This is a genomic window from Nocardia asteroides, assembly GCF_900637185.1.
In the GTDB taxonomy this organism is placed as follows: Bacteria; Actinomycetota; Actinomycetes; order Mycobacteriales; family Mycobacteriaceae; genus Nocardia; species Nocardia asteroides.
In genome coordinates this window covers 1,514,901-1,534,535 of sequence record NZ_LR134352.1, presented here as the reverse complement: position 1 = coordinate 1,534,535, position 19,635 = coordinate 1,514,901, and the positions used below count along the sequence as shown (strand labels likewise).

Sequence of the window (19,635 nt, the reverse complement as noted above, 5' to 3'; positions counted from 1 at the left end):
ACAGACCGGCCACAGAGTGCCCTGGCAGACTGGGTCGGGTGAGAGACACGCCAGCGGAGCTTCCCCGCGGCCCCCTGCGCCCCATCGAACTGGCCACCGGCGCCGTCATGGCCGGCCTGACCGTCGGCCTCATCACGGTCGGTTCCCTGGTGCCGATGGCCGCGGCACTGCAGCTGGTCGCCGCGGTGCCGCTGGGCCTGCTGGCCCATCGCTACCGGCTGCGCGCGCTGGTCACCGCGACCGTCGCGGCCGCCCTGGTCACCTTCGTCGCGGCGGGCGTCATGCCCGCGCTCGGTGTCCTCGGCGCGGCGACGCTGGCCGGCATCATCGGCATCGTGAAGCGCCGCGGCGGCGGGCTCAGCACGGTCGTCGCGCTCGCGGTCGTCGCCGGTATCGGCTGGGCGCTGTTCTCGGTGGGCTCGCTGCTGGTCTTCGCCCGCACCCGGCAGCTGTTCTTCGACGCCATCCGCAATACCGCCAAGGGCATCGAGGACCTGGCGAGCAGGCAGGCCGCGCTGGAACCGCTCGGCCGCGCCACCGCCGAACTCACCGACGCGCTGCTGCGCTGGTGGTGGCTGTACCTGGGCGGCACGGTCGCCTTCGGTGTGCTGGTCAGCGCCATCGTGTCCTGGTTCGTGCTCGGCTCGGTGCTCGACCGGCTGGCCTGGCTGCCGGGGACCGACCGGCTCGACGCACCCGACGACGATCGCCCGGTGGGCCCACTCCCGGTAACGCTGCACGGCGCGGGCTACCGCTATCCCGGCGCCACCACCGAGGCGCTGTCCGGGATCGACCTGACCATCCGGGCCGGGGAGTTCGTCGCGGTGGTCGGGCACAACGGCTCGGGGAAATCGACCCTCACCCGGCTGCTCGCGGGCAGGCCGCCGACCACGGGCGCGGTCAGCAGGCCCGGCTCGGCCGGCCTCGGCGAGCTGGGCGGCACGGCCCTGGTGCTGCAGCGGCCCGAGAGCCAGACCCTCGGCGTCTCGGTGGCCGACGACGTCGTGTGGGGCCTGTCGGCCGAACAGGCCGCCGAAGTCGACGTCGACGCGCTGCTGGCCGAGGTGGGACTCGACGACATGGGCAGGCGCGAGACCGCCACCCTGTCCGGCGGCCAGCAGCAGCGTCTCGCCGTCGCCGCGGCCCTGGCCCGGCGTCCCGCCCTGCTCATCGCCGACGAGGCCACCTCGATGATCGACCCCGACGGCCGCCGCGACCTCGTCGCGCTGCTGGCCGCACTGCCACGCAGGCACGGCACCGCGGTCGTGCTGGTGACCCACCACGAGGCCGACGCGGCCGCCGCCGACCGGGTGGTCCACCTGGCGAACGGCCGCACGGTCGACCACCTCGCCCGCTGGCCGCAGCCCGCGCGCGACCAGCGCCGCAGCCCGATGGGCGCGCCGATCCTGGAACTGGCCGACGTGCGCCACACCTACAACCGCGGTACCCCGTGGGAGGCGCCCGCCCTGCACGGCGTCGACCTGACGGTGCGCCAGGGCGAGGCACTGCTGATCGTGGGCGGCAACGGTTCGGGCAAGTCGACGCTGGCCTGGATCATCGCCGGACTCGTCGCGCCGAGTTCGGGCCGCTGCGAGTTGCGCGGCGCGCCCGTCGACAAGCAGATCGGCCGGATCGCGCTGGCCTTCCAGCATTCTCGGCTCCAGTTGCAGAAGCAGACCGTCGGCGCGGAGATCGCCGATTGGGGCGGCCGGGCCACCGGCTCCGGCGCGGTCGGCCGGGCGCTCGACGCGGTCGGCCTCGATCGCAGGCTCGCGGCCCGCTCGGTGGAGGAGCTCAGCGGCGGACAGGCCAAGCGGGTGGTGCTGGCCGCGATGGTGGCCAGCCATCCGCAGGTGGTCGTGCTGGACGAGCCACTGGCCGGTCTCGATCCGCAGGGCCGCGCGGAGATCGTGGAACTGCTTGCCCGGCTCCGGGATTCGGGCCAGACGCTGATCGTCATCTCGCACGACGTGGCCGACGTGGCCGCGGTGTGCGACCGCACCGTGCACCTGGACGCCGGCGTGGTCGTGGAGACCGCGGGCGCGCGCAGCACGGTCGGCGCGCAGCCGGCGCCGCTGCGGCCCCCACGCGCGGAAGCCGTATGGCGCCTGGACAATCCGCCGCACAACGAACCGGGAAGCGGGGTCGTCCGATGAGTACCGTGCTGCTGCGCGAAGTCCCCGTCGACAGTGTCGTGCACCGGCTCTGGGCCGGTACCAAGATGATCGCGGCCTTCCTGCTGAGCCTGCTGCTGATGTTCCTGCCCACGTGGCCGGTGCTCGGCGTGATCGTGGTCTTCCTGGTGGTGATCTTCGTGGCGGCCCGGCTACCGCTGGGCGCGCTGCCCCGATTGCCCTGGTGGTTCTGGGGTCTCGTGCTGCTCGGCGGGCTGATCAACGCGCCGATCGGAACCAAGGCCGTGCTCGGGTATCTGCAGGTCTTCGTGTTCGGCATGGTGCTGGTGGCCGCCTCGTTCCTGATCGCGTTCACCACGCCGATGGGCGAGGTGGCGCCCGCGCTCGCGAAACTCGGTGCGCCACTGCGCAAACTGCGCCTGCCGGTGGACGAATGGGCGGTGGTGGTGGCACTGACCCTGCGCGGCCTGCCGCTGCTGCTCGACGAGATCCGGGTGCTGCGGGCCGCGCGCAAGCTGCGCCCCAAGGCGAATCTGCTGCACCGCGCCGCCGACCACAATCCGCTCATCGACATCCTCACCGCGTGCATGGCCGTGTCCAGCAGGCGGGCGGGCGAACTCGGCGAGGCGATCACCGCGCGCGGCGGCACCGGCATGCTCACCGCCCATCCGAGTGGTCCCACCAGGCGCGATGCCGTCGCGCTCGGCATCGTGTCGGCCGTCTGCGCAGGCGCGATCGCGCTCAGCGCGGCACTCTGACAGCCCGGGTTGTCATAGCGAATAACTATGAAGAATTTGAGGTTTAAAACTCGAATTCACTGTTCCGCAACCCTCACGCGGGCTATGGTTCAACTCGATATCGAGCTGGACCGCTTTAGGCGCCGTCACAAGCTTCTGGGGGAGCCATGCATTCGGCGCTTCGTTGGGCACGTCACCTGATGAACCAGATGGGAATGTTCACATGATCATCCGTAAGATCGCCGCCGCGGCCATTCCGGTCCTCGCGGTAGCGCTCGTGGGTACCGGCGTCGCGAACGCCGATCCGGTCACGCCGAACGTCGAGTACCGCACCGAGCTCGTCGGCAACACCGTGATCACCAGCCTCACCCACGGCACCTTCAGCATCACCGGCAACACCGTCGACATCCGCGACGAGGCCGGGGCCACCCTGGTCTCGCTGCCGCTGTCGGTCCGGGACGGCAGCCTCGAGTACTCGCTGCCCGCCACGCTCCGCGAGGACAGCAGCGTCCTCGAGATCACCGCCGTCAAGGACGTGGCCCTGGCCAAACCGAACCTGACGCCGGTCGCCTCGCCCGCGGAAAACTATGCGTCCCAGGCGAACTTCGCCTCCACCTTCGGCCTGGCCACCGCCATCGGCAGTTTCGTCGGCATGGCCATCGGCGCGGTCATCGGCCTCGTCGTCGGTGCGGCCGCGGGCGGCGTCGGCGCGATCCCCGGTCTCATCACCGGCGCCAGCGTCGGCGGCATCATCGGCTCGCTGGTCGTCGGCGGTCCGACCCTGATCGTCGCGGGCATGGACCTGATCAACACCCTGATGGCCCCGCCCGGCACCACCCAGTGGGCGCAGAAATAGTCTGGGCGACAGCCTGATTGCCGGTCGCGCCGACGCCTACACTGGCGTCGGTGCGACAAGGCAACGGACTCGACATTCCGGATACTCTCGACGATCTGTGCGCGCCCGATCGGATGGCGCTGATCGTCTACGACATGCAGGTCGGCGTGCTCGGCCAGCTGCCCGACGGCCAGGAGGTCGTCGACCGCGTCGTCCGCGTGGTCGAGGCGGCCCGCGGCGCCGGCTATCCGATCATCTTCCTGCGGCACTTCTTCCCGCCGCGCCGCCTGTCCGGCGTCTACGCCCTGCGCCTGCTGATGAGCTGGCAGCAGGCCGAATCCGTCGACGAAGTGCAGTTCATCCTGCAGCGCGACACCCCGGCCTTCGACCTGGTACCCGAGCTGGTGCCGCGCGAAGACGAACTCGTCCTGGACAAGATGACGATGTCGGCGTTCGAGGGCACCCCGCTGGCAGCCCTGCTGCGCGACATGAAGATCGGCGCCTACGCCATCGCCGGTGTGGCACTCGAGATCGGCATCGTGCCGACCGTGGCCCATTCCACCGACCTGGGTTTCGTGCCCGTGGTGATCGGTGACGCCTGCGGCGGTCGCGACAAAGAGGCGATGGCGCGCGCCTACGACGAGTTCGCCTTCCAGGGCAACGCGCTGGTCACCGACGTCGCGACGATCACCGGCCTGATGTCGAAGGGATAGGGCAAACTCACAGCGCACACTCCCTCGACACGTTTTCGGCCGCCTCGCATCCGAGGAGCGAGACGTAACGCCGTAGGCGCAGTATCGCTCCTCGGATGCGAGGTCACGAGGCCGAAAACCCGCGGCGCCAGCCGCCGTGTCTCAGTCGCGGATGGCGTTCTTGGCGGCTTCCTGAGCCGAGTCGACCTGGCCGGCGAACTTGCCGCCGGTCTTCTCGTCCACCACGTCACCGGCCTTCTCGATGACGCCGTCGACCTTGTCCGCATGCTGGGCAGCCAGGTCCATCGCCTTGCCCGCCAGGTTCTTGAAATCCACCGTGCACTCCTCGCTGATTCGATCCGGGGCCGAGGCGCGCGGCGGCGCTCGGCAACGCGATCACCCTAGCAACACCGCAGCTTTCGCGGGAGGTCTCAGGTCGGCGTCACACCGTCCCACACGGGATGCCACAGCCGTCCGGTGTCGGTCCAGGCTTGGAAGCGCACCGTGCCGGTGAGATTCGGGGTGACCCATTCGGCGTCGCGGCGCTCCTCGGCGGTCATCTCGTTGACGAACGGGGTGGTCTCCCGGCGCAGGCGGCGCAGTTCGGCGCTGATCCGCCGCGCCTGCTCAGTGTCGAAGCCGGTGCCGACGCGGCCCACGTAGATCAGCCCGTTCTCGTGCGGTATCCCGAGCAGCAGCGATTTGAACTCGCGTTTGTCGCTGCGCCGCCACCCGCCCACCACCACCTCCCTGGATCGCCAATTCCGCTCCTTGATCCAGGTCTGGCTGCGCTTGCCCGGCTGATACACCGATTCCAGCCGCTTGGCGACCACGCCCTCCTGTCCCTGCTCCTGACTGGCCCGCATGGCCTCGGCTCCCGAACCGTCCAGCAGCGCCGACACATTCAGCGAGGGCGCCAGCCTGCCCAGCGCCTCCAGCACCGCGCGCCGGTCGCTGTACTTCTTGCGCAGCAGCGAGGTGCCGTCGAGGAAGAGCACATCGAAGGCGACGAACACCGCGCGCGCCGAATCCGCCTGCAGCGCCGAGATGTCCGAGAGGCCCTTCGCGTCGAACACCACCGCCTCGCCATCGAGCACCACCCGGTGCCCGGCCAGTTCCTCGCCGAGCGCGGCCAGGCGCGGGTAGCGGCCGGTGACGGTGTTGCCCGCCCGGCTGCGGACGATGACGGCACCGTCGGTGACCTCGACGATCACCCGGAAGCCGTCCCACTTGGTCTCGAACGCCCACTCCTGCGCGCTCAGCTTCGTCACCTCGCCCGCGGTGGCGAGCATCGGCGACAGGCCGCGCGGCAGATCGCCGGTGCCGTTGTCCGCCACCGGTTCCCGTCGCACCTGGTCGCGCATGAAGTGCATGAGCCACTGGTCGCCCTTGGTCTGAATGAAGGCGTAGCGGCCGTGCAGGCGCTGCCCGTCGAATTCGACGATCACCTCGTCGTCGCGCCACTTCTCGGTGACGTAGGTGCCGGTGTCCCAGATCGTCATCTCGCCCGCGCCGTATTCGCCCTTCGGGATGGTGCCGTGGAAGTGCAGGTACTCGATCGGGTGGTCCTCGGTGCGCACGGCGAGGCGGTTGTGTTTCGGCTCGGTGGGCGGGCCCTTGGGCACCGCCCAGGACGCCAGGACGCCGTCGCGTTCCAGGCGCACGTCCCAGTGCAGCCTGCGGGCGTGGTGTTCCTGCACCACGAACCGGTCGCCGGGACCCGGCCGCGGCGCGTCGGCGGGTACGGGTTCCGGGGTGCGCTCGGCATCGCGCATGCTGCGGTATTTGGTGAGCGAGTCGGGGCCGCTCGGCAGCGGCGGGTCCAGCTCGGCCAGCAGGTCGCCGTCGGCCCGCCAGCGCGCGAGTACCTCGTCGAACCGGAGGTGGCGCAATGCTTTCGCGTCCTCGAGCTCGCTCCAGTCGCGGGGTGCGGCGGCATTGGGCTCGGCGCGTCCGCGCAGCGAGTACGGGGCGATGGTGGTCTTGGCCGCGTTGTTCTGGCTCCAGTCCAGGAACACCTTGCCGGTGCGGGCCGACTTCGCCATCGTCGCCGTCACCAGATCCGGGTGCAGCTGTTCGAGATTGGCGGCGACCTGCTTGGCCACGGTCGACGCGCCCCGCGAGCTCAGCGGACGCTCCAGCGGCACGTAGACGTGAATTCCCTTGCTGCCGCTGGTCACCGGGAAGGCGCGCATCCCGATGCCGGCGAGCATGTCGCGCACGTCCAGCGCCACCCGCGCGCATTCGGGCAGACCGGCGCCGGGACCGGGGTCGAGATCGAAGACGATGCGGGTGGCGTCACCACGCTGATCACCGTCGAAACGCCACTGCGGCACATGGACTTCCAGTGCCGCCTGTTGCCCGAGCCAGGCCATGCCCGCCTCGGAGTCGATCAGCGGGTAATGCACCCTGCGGTCGGAATGCTCGAGCGCGCGGCGCTGGATCCACGCGGGGGCGTGCTCGGGCAGATTCTTCTCGAAGAAGTCGGACTGGTCGACCCCGTTCGGCCAGCGCTTCCTGGTGACCGGGCGGCCCGCGATATGCGGCAGCATCGCCTCGGCGATCGCCGAGTAGTAGGCGATCACCTCGCCCTTGGTGGTCCCGGTCTCCGGGTACAGCACCTTGTCGAGGTTGCTGAGCTCAACCTCGATGGCCGGCGCACCCGGCGGACCCCGGAACTCCCGGCGGACCATCGACTCACCTTCGGCGGCGGGGACCAGTGACGCCCGGCCCCCGCGCACCGAATCAGGCCTGCGGTCCCGGTTCGGTCGGGGCGGTGCCGCCGGGCGTGGTGCCGGGGTCGGTCGTGGGCGGCTTGGTGCCACCGGCCGCGGGCGGCGTGGTGCCACCGGCCGCCGGGCCCTCGCCCGCCTGCGGCGGGACGACCTTCTTGGCCGCGTCCTTGCCCTTTTCGATCTTGTCGCTGTACTTGCCGCCGGTCTTCTCATCGATGAACGTGCCGGCCTTGTCGACCGCGTCGTTGATCTTGTCGGCGTTCTGTTCGACCGCTTCTTTGCCCTTACCGAGCAGGCCCTTCAAGGTATCCACGAGACTCATCTAGCGATGTTCCTTTCCCGAAAGGTTCACTCCACATCTTCCCACCACGAAACCCGCGGTGGGAGGTCATTCGGAACCACCCGCTCACCCGGCTTGGGCACAGCTGTGGCGGTGCCCGCGTCGGCCGCCGCGGACACGAGCCGGCGCACCGGTTCGGACCATCCGTGGAAGGCGAGATTGAACGTGGCCCAGTGGATCGGCACGAGCAGCCCGTAGCCCGGGTCGCCCAGGCACAGGTCGGCGTGCGCGCGCACCGCCTCCTCCGGGTTCATGTGCACATCGGTCCAGCGCTCGTCGTAGGCGCCGATCGGCAGCAGCGTCAGATCGAACGGGCCGAGCACCGCGCCCGCCTGCGCGAACGCCTTGGTGTAGCCGGTGTCGCCGCCGAAGTAGACCCGCTTGGTGGGCCCGGCCAGCGCCCACGACGCCCACAGTGTGGTGTTGCGGACCAGGCCGCGGCCGGAGAAGTGCCTGGCCTCGGCGCAGGTGATGGTGAGCGTGCGCTCCGGACCCAGCGAGACCGAGCCGCCCCAGTCCAGCTCGATCACCCGGTCCTCGGGCACACCCCACTGCCGCAGGTGGGCGCCGATGCCGATCGGCACCACGAACGGCGCGAGCTGGTCGCGGACCAGGGCGTCGACGGTGGGTTTGTCGAGATGGTCGTAGTGATCGTGGGAGATGACCACCGCGTCGACGACGGGCAGCTCCGCGATCTCCCCCGGCACCGGGTGCAACCGCGCCGGGCCGATCAGCGGGGACGGCGAGACCCGGTCGCTCCACACCGGATCGGTGAGCACCCGGAAACCGTCGAGTTCGATCAGCGCGCTCGCGTGCCCGTACCAGGTGACCGCCAGGTCGGCGGCCTCCTCGGGCACCGCGGGGGTGACCAGCGGCACCGGCCGGGACGGCCGGCCGACCCGGCCCTGGGTGAGTCCCGACCACAGCAGCGACGGCGCCGCGCCCGCGGCGAGCATGCTGCTCGGTTCGGTGTTGTGGAACCGGCCGTCCCGATAGGACGACGTACCGAGCGCGGTCGGCTCGATCGCCGACGGCCCGGCACCCAGCGCGGCGGGCAGACCCCACACCGCACGCGCCACCCAGGCGAGTCCGAGCGAACTCGCCACCGACCCCGCGACGCGTGCGAGCCGCATCAGCGGCCCACGAACTTCGCGGGGCGTTTCTCCTGCCGAGCCAAGCGGCCCTCCTTCGCATCGTCGCTGGTCCAGGCGGCTTCCAGCGCAGCCTGCTGCTGCGCGCTCGCCGCCGCCCGCGTCCCGTCGTCGTTGACCATCAGTTTCATCGCGCGCAGCGACAGCGGCGCCAGCGCGGCGATCGACTTCGCCCAGTCCTGCGCGTCGGCCAGGGTGCCGAGCTTGTTGGCGAAGCCGTAGTTGTAGGCGTCGGCCGCCGTCACCGGGTCGGCCGCGAGCAGGATGGTGCGCGCCGGGCCGCCGCCGATCAGCGAGACCAGCCGCGAGACCGTCCAGCGATCGACCGAGATACCCAGCTTCGCGGCGGGCACCGCGACATAGGCGTCCGGCTCGATGACCCGCAGATCCGAGGCCAGCGCCAGCTGCACGCCCGCGCCGAGCGCGCCGCCGTTGATCGCCGAGATCACCGGCACCGGCAGCGCTTCGATGGTGTGCAGCATGTCGAGCAGACCGTCGAGGAACGACTCCGAGTACACCCCGGACAGATCGGCGCCCGCACTGAAGATCGGACCCCGGCCGGTGAGCACGATGACCCGCGCCCCCTGGTCGACCGCGTCGAGCAGCGCGGCGCGCAACAGGCCGACGAGCTCCTCGTTGAGCGCGTTGCGCCGGTCCTCGCGCTGCATTTCGATGGTGATCACGTCACCGTCGCGGGTAACGCCGAGCATGCATCCTCCCCAGGACTACTACGACATCGTGGATGCCATAACTCTGCCACAGGCGGCCGTCGGCGCCCCGTAAGGCGATACCATCGGCGGCTGTGGCGACCGACTTCGACATCCTGGTGATCGGTGCGGGCCAGGCGGGTCTGTCCGCCGGTTATCACCTGCGCAGGCGCGGGCTGGTCCCCGAACGCGACTTCCTGATCGTCGACCACGCGCCGGGCCCCGGCGGCGCCTGGCAGTTCCGCTGGCCCTCGCTCACGCTGACCACCGTGAACCGGGTACACGATCTGCCCAGGATGTCGTTCGCCGAGACACTGCCGCCCGGATCCGAGACCGCGCCCGCGGCCACCGCCGTCCCGCACTACTACGAGCTCTACGAAAAGCGCTTCGACCTGCGGGTCCGCCGCCAGGTGACGGTGCAGGTGGTCTGCGACCGGACCGCCGACGGGCAGTCCTGCGCCGGTCGCGGCGAGGTGTTGCAGGTCGAGACCGAGGGCGCGGGCACCCTGCGCACGCGCGGGCTGATCAACGGCACCGGCACCTGGGAGCACCCGTTCATCCCCGTCTATCCGGGCGCCGCCGACTTCACCGGACGGCAGCTACACACCCGCGACTACCACTCGGCGGCCGAGTTCGCGGGCAAACACGTGGTGATCGTCGGCGGGGGTATCTCGGCGGTGCAATTGCTCGACGAGATCTCCCTGGTGACGTCCACCACATGGGTCACCAGGAGCGAGCCGGTGTTCCGCTCCGAGCCGTTCCGTGAGGAGGACGGGCGGGCCGCGGTGGCCATCGTCGAGGATCGGGTGCGGCGCGGTCTGCCGCCCGGCTCGGTCGTCTCGGTCACCGGCCTGCCGCTGGACGCGCGGCTGCGCGCCGCCCAGGACCGGGGCGCGCTGGTGCGGCAGCCGATGTTCGAGCGGATCGAGCCCGACGGGGTGCGCTGGGCGGACGGGCGATTCCAGCGGGCCGACGTCATCCTGTGGGCGACCGGGTTCCGCAGCGCCCTCGATCACCTGGCCCCGCTGCGGCTGCGCGGGCCCGGCGGCGGCATCACCATGACCGGCAGGCTGGCCACCCAGGTCGCGGTCGACCCGCGGATCCACCTGATCGGCTACGGGCCCTCGGCCAGCACCATCGGGGCCAATCGGGCGGGCCGGGCCGCGGCCGCCGAACTGACCGCCTACCTGGGGATCAGCTCAGACCAGCGCTGAAGGTGCCCGGGTCGGGGCCGACCCGCTTCCCGACGTCGAGCCGGTTGATCGCCTCCATCGCCTGCGCGTCCAGCTCGAAGGAGAACACGTCGAAGTTCTCGGCGATCCGCGACGGGGTGACCGACTTCGGGATGACAATATTGCCCAGCTGCAGATGCCACCGGATGATGATCTGCGCCGGCGTGCGATCCAGCTCCTTGGCCAGGGTGACCACGGTGGGGTTGTCCAACAGGGTGCCCTGGCCCAGCGGGCTCCACGCCTCGGTGGCGATCGCGTGGTTGGCGTCGTACTGGCGCAGTTCGCGCTGCGCGAGCGTGGGATGCAGTTCGATCTGGTTCACCGCCGGGGTCTCGCCCGCCTCGGCGATCACGGTCTCCAGGTCGATCACACGGAAGTTGGAGACGCCGATCGAGCCGATCCGGCCCTGCGCCTTGAGCGCCTGGAAGGCGCGGAAGGTGTCGACGTAGCGGCCCGCCGATGGCACCGGCCAGTGGATCAGATACAGGTCGAGATAGTCCAGGCCGAGTCGCTGCATGCTGGCGTCGAAGGCGCGCAGCGTGCTGTCGTAGCCCTGATCGGCGTTCCACAGCTTGGTGGTCACGTAGATCTCGTCACGCGGGATGCCCGAGGCACGGATCGCGCGGCCTACGCCTTCCTCGTTGCCGTAGACCGCGGCCGTGTCGATGCTGCGGTAGCCGACTTTCAATGCCTCGGCCACCACCGGGGTGACGTCGTCCTCCGGCACCTGGAAGACACCGAAGCCGAGCTGCGGGATGACGTTCCCGTCGTTGAGCACGATGGTGGGAACTTGGCTGCTTGCGCTACGGAAGGTCACCCTTCCGACGGTAGAAGTGCTCGGCCGTAGCGTCAACGACGCGACCTCGCGTGTTTCCCCGCTTCCAGGACTGGGTAGAAAGCGGGGCGCGGGTCAGCCGGTCACCCCGGGCAGCCCGATCCGGCGGTAGCGCGCCTGCCGCAGGGCGCGCAGTTCCGCGGCCGGTTTCGCGCGCAGCTCGGTGAGTTCCTCGGTGACGGCCAGGACCATGCGGCGGGCGAAGGCGACGGGCTCGTCGGCGGCGTCGGGATACTCGGCGACGATCCGGTCGACGACACCCGCCGCACGCAGGTCGAGCGCGCGAATGCCCTGGGCGGCGGCCAGTTCCGGGGCGTGCTCGGTGTCGCGGAAGACGATGGCGCTGGCGCCCTCCGGTGGCAGCGGGGCCAGCCAGCCGTGGGCCGCGGCGATTACCCGGTCGGCGGGCAACAGCGCCAGGGCGCCGCCGCCGGTGCCCTGACCGAGCAGAATCGAGACGGTGGGGGTGTCGAGGGTGACCAGGTCGGCCAGACAGCGCGCGATCTCGGGCGCCAGCCCGCGCTCCTCGGCCTCCTTCGAGAGCGCGGCGCCGACGGTGTCGATCACCAGCACCAGCGGCAGGCGCAGCTCCTGGGCCAGCGCCATCGCGCGGCGGGCCTCGCGCAGGGCGGCCGGGCCCATGGTGTGCTCGCCGTCCTGGCCGCGGCGGTCGTGGCCGAAGACCACACAGGGCTGTCCGCCGAAGCGGGCCAGGGCCAGCACCACGGTGCGATCGGATTCGCCCTGGCCCGTGCCGCTCAACGGAACTCGCTGGGTGACATGGCGCAGCAGGTCGCGGATGCCGGGGCGGCCCGGCCTGCGAGTGCTCAGCACCGAGTCCCACGCGGTGGCGTCGGTCGCCGCCGCTCCGGCCGGACTGCGTACCGGCGCAGCCCAACCCGGCTCCGCGGTGATCGGCAGGACGACGCCGCTGGCGACGCTCAACGCCCGGTGCGCGATGCGCCGGAACACCTCCACCGGGACCACACCGTCGATCACACCGTTGCGATACAGGTTCTCGGCGGTCTGCACGCCCGGTGGAAAAGGCTTGCCGTACAACGCCTCGTACACCCGCGGGCCGAGGAAGCCGATCAGCGCGCCGGGCTCGGCGAAGGTGATGTGCCCCAGCGATCCCCACGACGCGAACACCCCTCCCATCGTGGGATTGCGTAGATAGACGAGATACGGATGGCCCGCCGCCTTGTGCACGGCGACCGCGCCCGCGATCTTCACCATCTGCACGAAAGCGACTGTGCCCTCCTGCATCCGGGTGCCGCCCGAGGTGGGCGAGGCGATCAGCGGCAGGCCGAGTTCGGTCGCGCGTTCCACCGCGGTGACGATCCGCTCGGCCGCGGCGACACCGATCGACCCCGCCAGAAAGCCGAATTCGCAGGCGATCACGGCCACCCGCCTGCCGCGCAGCAGCCCCTCCCCCGTCACCACCGACTCGTCGGTGCCCGCCCGCTGCGCCGCCGCGATCAGCTCCTGCCGGTACTTCGGCGAAACCGCGGGCTCGACCGGTGACCGGTCCCAGCTCAGGAACGAATCGGTGTCGAGCAACTGCCCGATCAGGTCATCCGCCGACATGCGCACGCGCTGAGCCTAACCGGCCGCGGGGGATCACGAGACCAGGGGAAACCCTCCCGATCTTCAATCGCATCGCGGTGCTGCGCGCCGAGCACCGGATGAGCAGGGCGGCCCTGGCCGACGCCGTCAACGTCAATGTCCAGACCATCGGCGCGCTCGAACGCGGCGATCACTACCCCAGCCTCGACCTGGCCCTGCGCATCTGCGATGTGTTCGAGCTGCCGGTCGAAGCGGTGTTCTCCCGCACCGAATTCGGCCCGCTCTCGGCCGAGCTCTACCCACGGACGAAAGGCACGTCATGAGCAGCGCCATCGGACTGATCGACCGCTACCAGAACTATCGCGTGCGGCGCTGGCTCGTCCAGGAGCAGCGGACCGCGGGCATGCTGACCGGCTGGCGGACACGGCAGCGCAGGCGGCTGCTCGTCGTCGGCGTGGTGATTGCGCTGTCCGGCCTGGCCTTGACCCAGTCCCTGACGATGCCGCCACTGGCCTACCTGATCTTTGCCGGCGCCATCGCCCCGGAAGCCGCGGCCTACCGCACTGCCTACGCGGGCGGCCTCATGATGCTCGCCGCCCTCCTGGCCGGCGGCTGCGCCCCAGCCATGATCCTCGCCTGGACCCGCCCCGACCCCGACCCGGAAGCCTGATCCGCCCGACCCGGCTGTCGCGCAGGCACAATGGCTGCCATGAGCTTCCGACTCCCGGCCACACCGGAGGATCGGCATCTCGTGCAGCGGTGGGTCATCGGCGAGGTGGTCCGTCCCGGTCGCTACATGACGCTGCTGGGGCTGAACCCGTTGCGTGACAGGCCCTGTCGCGAACGGCTCGAAGCGGGACTCGCCGCGGACGCCCGGCAGATCACCGACGCGGAACTGCGCCTACTGCTCGAGCTGGATTGGCGGCCACGGCTCACCGCGGCCTGGCTCATCGCGCTCGACCGCCGCACCGAATTCCGGGGCGAGCTGGCTGAACTGTTACTCGCCGACGAGGTCGTCCACGCGGGCTGGGGCTACTGTTTCGCGCTCGCACGCTTCGGAACCACCGACGACGCCGAGATCCTGGTCGAATATCTGGCCGGGGACCTGCGAGGCCGTCGACGCCCCAGCCGGACTGCTGCGATGCATGCGCTACTCACCATCGACGCGGAGCTTGCGACACCGTTCGTCGAGGGTTTCGGGTATGGGCGATTGCCGAGTGCCGCAGAGCATCTGATCGATCCGCTGTGCGCGTTCGCCGAGCGGATCATGGGCGCGGCTGAACGCGCCTGATCGAATACGGGGCTGCTGCCTTCATCGCGGCAGCCCCGGATTCGGCTCAGTAGCCCTGCATGACCTTGCGCAGGGCGTACTCGGTCAAGGAGACCAGGGCCTGCTTGGCGGGTTCCCGGCGGCGGGCATCGATCGACATGATCGGCACGTCGGCGGGGACCGCGAGAGCCTGGCGGATGTCCTCGAGCGGGTACTTCGGTGCGTCGTCGAACTCGTTGAGCGCCACCAGGAACGGTAGACCGCGAGCCTCGAAGTAGTCGACAGCGGCGAAGCTGTCTTCCAGCCTGCGGGTGTCGACCAGCACCACGGCGCCGATGGCGCCGCGGATGAGGTCGTCCCACATGAACCAGAACCGGTACTGGCCGGGCGTGCCGAACAGGTACAGGACCAGGTCGTCGGCGAGGCTGATCCGGCCGAAGTCCATCGCCACCGTGGTGGTCGACTTCATCGGAATGCCGGTCAGGTTGTCGATTCCGGTGCTGGCGTTGGTGACCAACGCCTCGGTGCGCAGCGGAACGATCTCCGACACCGCACCGACCAACGTGGTCTTACCGACACCGAAGCCACCGGCGACAACGATCTTCGCCGAAGTCGGCTTGCTCGTGCGGGTGTCGACCTGCGCCGTCGAATCAAATACGCCGGAGTCCACTGAGAACCCTTTCGATCAGCTCGCGACGTTCATCGTCGCTGGAATCGTCTTTCAAAGTCGCCGAGACCCGGACATGACCGGCCTCGATGAGGTCGGCCACGAGTACCCGCGCTACACCGATCGGGATACCCAATTGGGCGGCTATCTCGGCGACGGACGGCGATTGCCTGCACAACTCCACGATGGACGTTTCGAGGTTGTTCAGTTCGAACTGCCGCTCCATGGCGACCGGATGCGATGCAACGAGCGCCTCCAACGCCAACTCGACCGCCGGCCTGGTGCGGCCGGCAGTCAGCGAGTACGGGCGGACGAGGCTTGGCTCGGCGCTCCCCATGCGGTGATCGTCTATGTCCATCCCACCATCAGGAACCCATCGTGACGCGTGGCGTGGCCTGGACTGTCTGGCCCACACGCTCCACCAACAGAGCCATTTCGTAGCCCACCTGACCGATGTCACACGAGGTGTTGGTCAGGACCGCGAGATACGAGCCGTCGCCCACTGCCATCAGCAATAGGTAACCGTGCTCCATCTCGACGACGGACTGCAGTACCGTACCGCCTTCGAACAGATTCGACACACCGACGGACAGGCTTGCCAGTCCGGCGGTGACAGCCGACAGCTGCTCGGCGCGGTCGACGGGGAGCTGTGCGCTCGCGGCCATCAGCAGGCCGTCAGCCGAGACCAGGACGGCATGGGCTACGCCAGGAACCTCGTTGGCGAAGTTCGAAACCAGCCAATCCAGCTGACGGTTCGTACCACCTAGATCGGGGTTCATCGGTCTCCTTTATCTCCGGTTAGGTTCATTGCCTTCATTGCGCGGCCATCCCGGACGCCCTGCTGGTGACGACTCAAGCTGGACCTGATCGTTTCGGGATCACGTTGCGGGGTGGTGTCGGCCTTACCGGTCACACCGCCAGGCACGAGCCTGCCGCCCGGGTTGCGCTGAGGCAAGCCCGCAGCGGTACGGACCTCGGGCTGAGCCTCGCTGGCCCGCCGCGCGGCCTGCCATCCTTCGTCACCCGGTGATTCGAAGGCGGCAGCCATCTGGGACCGGTCGGAATTCTCATCCGTGAGCCACGCCGACATCATCTCCGCGAAGATCGGCGTTCCGCCCATGACGGAATCACCCTCGGGTGCCGGCTGCAACCTGGTCTGGAAGAACGACGCAGTCTTGGCCGGATTCGACCGGTAACTGTGCCGACCCGGATCGCGCCCTGCCGACGCAGCGTTCTCCGGCCCCGCAGGTTCCCGATCCCGTTGCGGCAGAGCCACTCCCGGCCCGGCGTTCGCCTGCGGTACCACAGTAGCGCCGGGATCGCGCTGCGGCAGCCCAATCGAGTCACCGGCACGCTGCGGCAGCCCGTTCGGCGCCTCCCGCTGCGGCAGACCGGCCGCGGGCGAGCGCTGCGGCAGGCCGTTGCCCGCCGGATCACGCTGCGGCAGACCATTGCCCGGACGCTGCGGCTGACCGCCGGCCGGATCGCGCTGGGGCAGCCCGCCCGGTGCCGCGCCACGCTGCGGCAGTCCGGTAGCCGGATCACGCTGCGGGAGACCGCCGGTCTGGTCCCGCTGCGGGAGACCACCGGCCGGATCGCGCTGCGGCAGGCCGCCGGTCTGCTCACGCTGGGGCAGGCCGGTGGACGGATCACGCTGCGGCAGGCCACCGGTCTGCTCCCGCTGCGGCAGCCCGTTCGACGGGTCACGCTGCGGCAGGCCACCGGTCTGGTCGCGGTGCGGCAGGCGCGGCACCGGACCGGAGCCGGGGGCGGACAGGCCGTTGGACGGCGCGCGCTGCGGCAGTCCGTTCGACGGATCGCGCTGTACCGGAGCGGAGTCCCGCTGCGGCGCACCGTTGCCCGCGGGATCACGCTGCGGCAGGCCACCGGTGGCCTCGCGCTGGGGTAGGCCCGTGGACGGATCACGCTGGGGTAGGCCACCGGTCTGGTCCCGCTGCGGCACGCCGTTGGCGGGACGCTGCGGCAGCCCGGCCGACGGGTCACGCGGCGGCGCGCCGTTGGCGCCCGGCGACCGCTGCGGCAGGCCACCGGCGGTGGTGTCGCGCTTGGGCGGCACCGCCTCGCGCGGCGGCTGGGCCTGGTCACGCGCGGGCGCGCCGTTGGCACCCGGCTGACGCTGCGGCAGGCCACCGCCCGCCTGCGGCGCACCGGCGGGCTTGGGCTCGCCGGGCTGACCCGGCGCGACCTGCGGACGCTGCGGCGCACCCGGTCCACCCGGACCGCCGGGGCCACCGGCGGCGAGGTTGCGCTTGGGCAGGTTGGCCGCGGCCAGCTTGCCGCGCTGCGGCACATTGCCCTGGCCGGGCGCGGCCGGGCGCAGCGTCGGCGACGACTGCTCGGCGGCGTCCTGCTGCGCGCCCTGGGCCATCGAGTTGCCCGGCTGACGCTGCGGCAGCCCGCCGGGGCCGGCCGGGGCCGGACCGCTGACGCCGGGGTCGACGGTGACCATCATGTTGCCGCCAGGGGTGCGGGTGATGGCCCTGGTCTGCATGGTGCTCGGCTGGTTCTGCGGCGCGGGACGCTGCTGCTGCGGCTGCTGCGGCGACGGCGCGCTCTGCTGCGGCGGCAGCACCGGACCACCGGCGCCGGAGACGATCAGGCCGACCGGCACGTGCACGGTGACGGTGACGCCCGGATCGCGCGCGGTGTCGAAGGTCGGCCGCAGGCGCACGGTCAGGCCGTGCCGCTCGGCGAGCCTGCCGACCACGAACAGACCCATGTGGCGGGCGGTGTCCGGGCCGGGCTCGGCGGTCTGCTCGAGCCTGCGGTTGATCTCCGACATCTCCTGCGGCGGCATACCGATACCGCGGTCGGCGACCTCGATCAGCAGACCCTGGTCGTGGGCCTGGGCGAAGGTGAACTTGACGTCGGTCTCCGGCGGGGAGGCCCGCAGCGCGTTGTCGAGCAGCTCGGCGAACAGGTGCGCCATGTCGGAGGCGGCCGGTTCGACCAGCGAGCCACGCGGGGTGGCGCCGAGCTTGACCCGCTCGTAGTCCTCGACCTCGGAGATCGCGGCACGCAGCACGTCGGCGATCTCGACCGGGGCGGACTTGGTGCGACGCTGCTTGGTACCGGCGAGGATGAGCAGGTTGTCACCGTTACGGCGCATGCGCGCCGCGAGGTGGTCGAGGCGGAAGAGGTTCTCGAGCAGGCGCGGGTCCTTCTCGTCGTACTCCATCGCCTCGATGAGGGTGAGCTGATGGTCGACGAGCGACTTGGAGCGCCGGGCCAGGGTCTCGAACATGTCGTTGACCTGCGAACGCATCTGCGCCTGGTCACTGGCCAGACGCAGCGCCTGACCGTGGATGTCGTCGACGGCGCGGGCCAGCTGGCCGATCTCCTCGTCGCTGCGCACCGGCATCGGCTCGAGCGGCACGTCCTCCGGGGCGGCGCCGTTGCGGAGCTGGGCGACCTCGTGCGGGAGGTCGGACTCGGCCACGCGCAGCGCGGCCAGCCGCAGGCGGTGCAGCGGCACGATCATCGACCGGGCGACGAACACGGCGAGCAGCAGCGCGGCGAGGATGGTCGCGATGACGACGGCGGTGTAGGACCAGGCGCCGGTGGAGGCCGCGGTGGTCAGCTCGTCCATGGCGGACTCGATGGCCTTGGTGGCCTGGTCGACGACGCCCTCGTAGCCGACGAGGCTGCTGACGAGCGAGGTACGCATGTCGCCGATGGGCAGCTTGCCCGCCGCCACCTCGGGACTGCTGACCAGGTTCTGCCGGACGTCGGCCTGAGCCTTGAGGTCCGCGATCACCCGATCACCGTCGGGGAAGCGGTTGGCGAGCACGTCGAGCAGGTGCCGCTCGGTGGCGACACCGGTGATGAAGTCCTGGGAGCCCTGCGGCAGGCCGCGCAGCATCTCGGAGATACCGGCGAGCTGGTCGACGAGCACCGAACGGGTGTTGAGCGAGTCGACCAGACGCAGCTTGGCCTGGTCCATGACCGGGTCGCTGACCTGCGCGATGGTGGTCTCGACGATGTCGACACTGTCTTTACGCATCTGCTCGACCGAGGCCAGCGCCGGCTCGGCCGACGAGGTGAGGGCCTTGCCCTGCGCCCGCACGACCTTGGCCTGCTTGATCATGCGCTCGAGCGCGTCGTGCGCCCGGGGCAGATCGGTGAGCCTGCCGAGCGAGGACTCCGCCGCGGCGATGGCGGCGTCGAGATCGGAGAGGTCCTTGTCGGTGACCAGGGTGACCCCCGGTCCCGCCGGAACCATCTGACTACCGGTGACTCGCGCCGAGGTAGCACTCAGCGAGGTGACCGACGGAATCGAATCGACCTGCTCATTGATGCTCGACAGCCGGTTGGCTTCCGAGAACTCCGAGGTAATTCTCGACACGCCGAGCCCGACCGCGACCGCGAGCGGCACGGCCAGCACGGCCGTAACCTTCCAACGCAGGTCCCAGTTGCCGAGCGCCCAGCGCTTGCTGCCGGACCTAGCGGCGTCACGCATCTCCCACTCACTTTCCAAACTGGCCTCGTACCGTGAGCCATCAGCGAACCTCCACAGGCGCAAAGGTGGCTCGCCAGAGTGACTGGCCGAGAACTGCGGCTGGCCGAGAAATTGCGTCTACGACTGCCCGAATAAGTGACAACAGATTCTAACGGATCAATAACTTCTTGGCTGACTCCCGGTAGAGGTCCGCGCGATGACCTGCCCGTTCCAGGCAAAACCAAAGGTCGCGGCACCCCCTCGGGTGTCGCGT

At 70.3% G+C, this 19,635-nt stretch carries 19 protein-coding genes; 8 read left to right on the top strand and 11 right to left on the bottom strand.

Features of this window, described 5'->3' with window-relative positions:
* The first annotated feature begins 107 nt into the window (after positions 1-107).
* From EL493_RS07360 to EL493_RS07345, 4 genes are all read left to right on the top strand, one after another.
* A complete protein-coding gene (locus tag EL493_RS07360; RefSeq protein WP_019044966.1) occupies positions 108-2,156 on the top strand; it encodes an ABC transporter ATP-binding protein in 2,049 nt (682 codons plus the stop codon).
* On the top strand, positions 2,153-2,893 hold the full coding sequence (locus EL493_RS07355) for an energy-coupling factor transporter transmembrane component T family protein (protein ID WP_019044965.1): 741 nt from the start codon (positions 2,153-2,155) through the stop codon (positions 2,891-2,893). Before EL493_RS07360 ends, EL493_RS07355 begins: the two co-directional genes overlap by 4 nt.
* 202 nt (positions 2,894-3,095) lie before the next feature.
* Positions 3,096-3,728, top strand: a complete 633-nt coding sequence (locus EL493_RS07350; RefSeq protein WP_019044964.1) for a hypothetical protein — start codon at positions 3,096-3,098, stop codon at positions 3,726-3,728.
* A 50-nt stretch (positions 3,729-3,778) separates the two neighbouring features.
* Positions 3,779-4,420 carry a cysteine hydrolase family protein gene (locus tag EL493_RS07345; protein ID WP_030200531.1) on the top strand — a complete coding sequence of 214 codons (642 nt, stop codon included), beginning with the start codon at positions 3,779-3,781 and terminating at the stop codon, positions 4,418-4,420.
* A gap of 141 nt (positions 4,421-4,561) precedes the next feature.
* Here the strand turns inward: EL493_RS07345 and EL493_RS07340 are convergent, their stop codons facing one another.
* From EL493_RS07340 to EL493_RS07320, 5 genes are all read right to left on the bottom strand, one after another.
* A complete protein-coding gene (locus EL493_RS07340) occupies positions 4,562-4,735 on the bottom strand; it encodes an antitoxin (protein ID WP_019044962.1) in 174 nt (57 codons plus the stop codon).
* Positions 4,736-4,830: 95 nt separating this feature from the next.
* On the bottom strand, positions 4,831-7,092 hold the full coding sequence (locus tag EL493_RS07335; protein WP_022565797.1) for an ATP-dependent DNA ligase: 2,262 nt from the start codon (positions 7,090-7,092) through the stop codon (positions 4,831-4,833).
* 52 nt (positions 7,093-7,144) lie between these two features.
* Positions 7,145-7,456 carry an antitoxin gene (locus tag EL493_RS33845; protein WP_022565798.1) on the bottom strand — a complete coding sequence of 104 codons (312 nt, stop codon included), beginning with the start codon at positions 7,454-7,456 and terminating at the stop codon, positions 7,145-7,147.
* A 26-nt stretch (positions 7,457-7,482) separates the two neighbouring features.
* Positions 7,483-8,607, bottom strand: a complete 1,125-nt coding sequence (locus EL493_RS07325; protein ID WP_019044959.1) for an MBL fold metallo-hydrolase — start codon at positions 8,605-8,607, stop codon at positions 7,483-7,485.
* A complete protein-coding gene (locus EL493_RS07320) occupies positions 8,607-9,335 on the bottom strand; it encodes an enoyl-CoA hydratase (RefSeq protein WP_019044958.1) in 729 nt (242 codons plus the stop codon). The genes EL493_RS07325 and EL493_RS07320 overlap by 1 nt, the downstream gene beginning before the upstream one ends.
* 92 nt (positions 9,336-9,427) lie before the next feature.
* On the opposite strand from EL493_RS07320, the gene EL493_RS07315 reads away from it, so the two are divergent.
* Positions 9,428-10,546: an NAD(P)-binding domain-containing protein gene (locus EL493_RS07315; protein WP_019044957.1), complete on the top strand. Its 1,119-nt coding sequence runs from the start codon at positions 9,428-9,430 to the stop codon at positions 10,544-10,546.
* Here EL493_RS07315 and EL493_RS07310 read toward each other — a convergent pair.
* Entirely contained in the window at positions 10,527-11,381 is an 855-nt protein-coding gene (locus EL493_RS07310) for an aldo/keto reductase (RefSeq protein WP_030200537.1), read from the bottom strand. The two genes, EL493_RS07315 and EL493_RS07310, sit on opposite strands and share 20 nt — an antisense overlap.
* A gap of 93 nt (positions 11,382-11,474) precedes the next feature.
* Positions 11,475-12,986 carry an acetyl-coenzyme A carboxylase carboxyl transferase subunits beta/alpha gene (locus EL493_RS07305; RefSeq protein ID WP_019044955.1) on the bottom strand — a complete coding sequence of 504 codons (1,512 nt, stop codon included), beginning with the start codon at positions 12,984-12,986 and terminating at the stop codon, positions 11,475-11,477.
* Between the two features lie 32 nt (positions 12,987-13,018).
* Here EL493_RS07305 and EL493_RS07300 point away from each other — a divergent pair, with 32 nt between their 5' ends.
* The 3 genes from EL493_RS07300 to EL493_RS07290 all read left to right on the top strand — a co-directional run bounded on the left by EL493_RS07300 (position 13,019) and on the right by EL493_RS07290 (position 14,256).
* Positions 13,019-13,288, top strand: coding sequence for a helix-turn-helix transcriptional regulator (locus EL493_RS07300; RefSeq protein WP_030200689.1), 270 nt, complete (start codon positions 13,019-13,021; stop codon positions 13,286-13,288).
* Positions 13,285-13,635, top strand: a complete 351-nt coding sequence (locus EL493_RS07295; protein WP_019044953.1) for a hypothetical protein — start codon at positions 13,285-13,287, stop codon at positions 13,633-13,635. The genes EL493_RS07300 and EL493_RS07295 overlap by 4 nt, the downstream gene beginning before the upstream one ends.
* Positions 13,636-13,761: 126 nt before the next feature.
* The gene (locus EL493_RS07290; RefSeq protein WP_126405606.1) at positions 13,762-14,256 is read left to right on the top strand and encodes a DUF6000 family protein; all 495 of its coding nucleotides are present in this window, start codon (positions 13,762-13,764) and stop codon (positions 14,254-14,256) included.
* 46 nt (positions 14,257-14,302) lie between these two features.
* Here the strand turns inward: EL493_RS07290 and EL493_RS07285 are convergent, their stop codons facing one another.
* Genes EL493_RS07285 through EL493_RS07270 form a run of 4 tightly spaced genes read right to left on the bottom strand, consistent with a single transcriptional unit; the run spans position 14,303 to position 19,382 of the window.
* The gene (locus tag EL493_RS07285; protein ID WP_019044951.1) at positions 14,303-14,905 is read right to left on the bottom strand and encodes a GTP-binding protein; all 603 of its coding nucleotides are present in this window, start codon (positions 14,903-14,905) and stop codon (positions 14,303-14,305) included.
* Positions 14,886-15,260 (bottom strand): DUF742 domain-containing protein, encoded by a 375-nt coding sequence (locus EL493_RS07280; RefSeq protein ID WP_019044950.1) that lies wholly within the window; start codon positions 15,258-15,260, stop codon positions 14,886-14,888. The genes EL493_RS07285 and EL493_RS07280 overlap by 20 nt, the downstream gene beginning before the upstream one ends.
* 7 nt (positions 15,261-15,267) lie before the next feature.
* On the bottom strand, positions 15,268-15,681 hold the full coding sequence (locus EL493_RS07275; RefSeq protein WP_011207200.1) for a roadblock/LC7 domain-containing protein: 414 nt from the start codon (positions 15,679-15,681) through the stop codon (positions 15,268-15,270).
* Positions 15,678-19,382, bottom strand: a complete 3,705-nt coding sequence (locus EL493_RS07270) for an ATP-binding protein (RefSeq protein WP_083415771.1) — start codon at positions 19,380-19,382, stop codon at positions 15,678-15,680. The genes EL493_RS07275 and EL493_RS07270 overlap by 4 nt, the downstream gene beginning before the upstream one ends.
* Positions 19,383-19,635: the final 253 nt, after the last annotated feature.

Excerpts from the sequence above, each read along its gene's own strand:
- EL493_RS07360 (WP_019044966.1), top strand. The coding sequence starts at position 108 with ATGGCCGGCCTGACCGTCGGCCTCATCACGGTCGGTTCCCTGGTGCCG.
- EL493_RS07355 (WP_019044965.1), top strand. The coding sequence starts at position 2,153 with ATGAGTACCGTGCTGCTGCGCGAAGTCCCCGTCGACAGTGTCGTGCAC.
- EL493_RS07350 (WP_019044964.1), top strand. The coding sequence starts at position 3,096 with ATGATCATCCGTAAGATCGCCGCCGCGGCCATTCCGGTCCTCGCGGTA.
- EL493_RS07335 (WP_022565797.1), bottom strand. The coding sequence starts at position 7,092 with ATGGTCCGCCGGGAGTTCCGGGGTCCGCCGGGTGCGCCGGCCATCGAG.
- EL493_RS33845 (WP_022565798.1), bottom strand. The coding sequence starts at position 7,456 with ATGAGTCTCGTGGATACCTTGAAGGGCCTGCTCGGTAAGGGCAAAGAA.
- EL493_RS07325 (WP_019044959.1), bottom strand. The coding sequence starts at position 8,607 with ATGCGGCTCGCACGCGTCGCGGGGTCGGTGGCGAGTTCGCTCGGACTC.
- EL493_RS07320 (WP_019044958.1), bottom strand. The coding sequence starts at position 9,335 with ATGCTCGGCGTTACCCGCGACGGTGACGTGATCACCATCGAAATGCAG.
- EL493_RS07305 (WP_019044955.1), bottom strand. The coding sequence starts at position 12,986 with ATGTCGGCGGATGACCTGATCGGGCAGTTGCTCGACACCGATTCGTTC.
- EL493_RS07295 (WP_019044953.1), top strand. The coding sequence starts at position 13,285 with ATGAGCAGCGCCATCGGACTGATCGACCGCTACCAGAACTATCGCGTG.
- EL493_RS07290 (WP_126405606.1), top strand. The coding sequence starts at position 13,762 with ATGACGCTGCTGGGGCTGAACCCGTTGCGTGACAGGCCCTGTCGCGAA.
- EL493_RS07280 (WP_019044950.1), bottom strand. The coding sequence starts at position 15,260 with ATGGACATAGACGATCACCGCATGGGGAGCGCCGAGCCAAGCCTCGTC.
- EL493_RS07275 (WP_011207200.1), bottom strand. The coding sequence starts at position 15,681 with ATGAACCCCGATCTAGGTGGTACGAACCGTCAGCTGGATTGGCTGGTT.
- EL493_RS07270 (WP_083415771.1), bottom strand. The coding sequence starts at position 19,382 with ATGCGTGACGCCGCTAGGTCCGGCAGCAAGCGCTGGGCGCTCGGCAAC.